Raw genomic sequence first — 2,226 nt, forward strand, 5'->3', positions numbered from 1 at the left:
GTATAGGTGACTTGCGCGTTGAGCGTTCCGGTGACGGTAACCGTACCCGTGCCGTTTTCGCAGATTACCGGGGTCGGGGTCGATATCGTCGCAGTCGGCGCATCCGTAACCTCGATGGTAACCCTGCCTGTCTGTGGCTGGGTGCAGAATGGGGCTGTACCGGATGTAACCCTTACGAGGTCGTAGTCGTGCATGCCTGCAGTGGCAAGCACCTCAAGGATGAAGTATTCACCGCTGGCAGGGATTGTGATAGGGGCCTGGGCCACACCGTCAAGCGTATAGTCGACGCTAGCACCGGCCTCTCCGGTAATCCTTACCCTGGAAGGGTTGCCAAGGCATACCTGGGTGTCTACCGGATGGATTGTTGCCGTAGGGATCGGTCTTACCGTAATGGTTACCGAATCCGTAACGTTTTGCTCGCACGGAGGAGTACCGGTTGTGGCCACCTTCACGAGCGTATAGGTATAGGTGCCCACAGGCGTGCCCGTAGGAAGCGTTATCGTACCGTTGCCCGCTGTGTCAAGGTTTACGGTCTGTTGTACACCCGCTGGATCCGTATAGGTTACCACCGTGCCAGGGGTTCCCTGAACGTCGATGGTAAGGCTGCTGCCTACGCAAATTGATGTGTCTGCCGTAGTAATATCGGCGGTAATAACTGTTGGTCCAACTGTTGCCTGGCTTGTAAGCAACTGCGAACAAACAACAACATTATTTGAATCTACTATTCTTCCTTCTACTAAACTACAAGTAATCGGACCTGTATAAGTCTCTGAAAAGGTATGAACTCCGCTTGCACTTAAAGTTACTGTGCGTGTGGGGCCTGAATTGACCGTAAAATCGATTATAGCATTGGGGGTTCCGTTAATCGTAAATGATACCTGTTCGCCCAAACAGGCTGTAGCAGTCGATGCCGTTATTGTGGCTGTGGGTATAGGATAGACTCTCAGGGATAAATCAACGATACTGTGACATTTGGTAACATTATCAGTAACCCTTGCAAAAATTTGCTGGGGATTTGAGGAGTTACTGATTATGTTTGGCAAAGGTGACACCCCGTCAACAGCGTCTGCTAATGTTGTATGAAAGGTTACTGTGTTATTTGTGAGATCAGGATTAATAAGGCTTCTGTAGGAATTAAGATCAAACAATCCCACATTAGGTGTATTGCTGCAGGTTCTTCTTTCTCCAATAGCATTGGCTAGCGGTGCTCCCGGAAAAGTTGCTGTACCTATCCATTCCAGTTCAAAACCACCGTCTCCTACCGGCCTGTCGATAGCAATATAATAGGATTGTCCTGCTGTCACATTCAGCCATCGTACATAACCATCACCATTAGCCCCAGGGCCAACCTGAGTAGCTGTCGTGCTTGCATACATGCCTGTATGATTACTTGTTTGTCCAGCTAGATTAGGGTTAGTTGTAGCACAACGGATAGGACTTCCTAAATTGGAACAGCTCCTGTTTGGCCCATAAACCCAAAAATCATAATCTACAAGAATGCTAGGATCTAATGGTTTTATATGAAATCCTAAAGTTCCGGAACTGGCAATATTAATTTTAAGCCATATGGAATTATGTTCTAAACCTCCACAACCTGATACCTCCTGTAGATTTCCTATACCTGTAGCATTGGATGTGAATGTGCCATTACTACAAACCGTTATGGCATTGACACAATCGTTGGGTTGTTGGGCTTTGGCCAGATAACCAAATACTACCAAAAGACTTATTGTCAGAAACTTTCTCATTTTAATCATTGCAATTTTTTGAAAACCCCAACAGCCGGCCTTACAATAGACCAGCTGTCAGAGATGTATTCTTTAATCAGTAAGAACTATTGTCTTATCTCTTTATAATCTTAAATTCCGAACGCCTGTTCTGCGCATCCTCCTCTTCCGTGCAATTTGCCCTGCAGTCCACCTTCGGCTCCGTGTTCCCGAACCCCTTGCCCGAAACTCGCTCCTTACTGATGCCCTTCGACACCAGGTACTGTACCGTGGACTGCGCCCTCTGCTCGGATAGCCTCAGGTTGTAGGCAGCGCTTCCCTTCCCGTCCGTATGCGACTTCACGTAGATCACCATGTCAGGGTATCTGTCCATCACGTTCACGAGCTTGTCCAGCTCCGCGGCACCCTGCTGGGTGATGTTGCTCCTGTCGAACTCGAAGTAGATGCTTTTCAGGATGACTTCCGTATCGGTGATGACCACCTCCACAGGTTCAAGGGA

General features: G+C 48.2%; 1 protein-coding gene and 1 pseudogene. Both read right to left on the reverse strand.

Translation table 11 applies throughout. From position 1 onward, the window contains the following. Positions 1–1,748: pseudogene (locus B0G92_RS00035) on the reverse strand (hypothetical protein); the annotation flags it as partial. A 94-nt stretch (positions 1,749–1,842) separates the two neighbouring features. After that, positions 1,843–2,226: OmpA family protein (locus tag B0G92_RS00040; protein WP_143394972.1), on the reverse strand; the 384-nt coding region annotated here is incomplete at its 5' end.

Origin of the sequence: Flavobacterium lindanitolerans (genome assembly GCF_002846575.1) — a bacterium.
In the GTDB taxonomy this organism is placed as follows: domain Bacteria; phylum Bacteroidota; class Bacteroidia; order Flavobacteriales; family Flavobacteriaceae; genus Flavobacterium; species Flavobacterium lindanitolerans.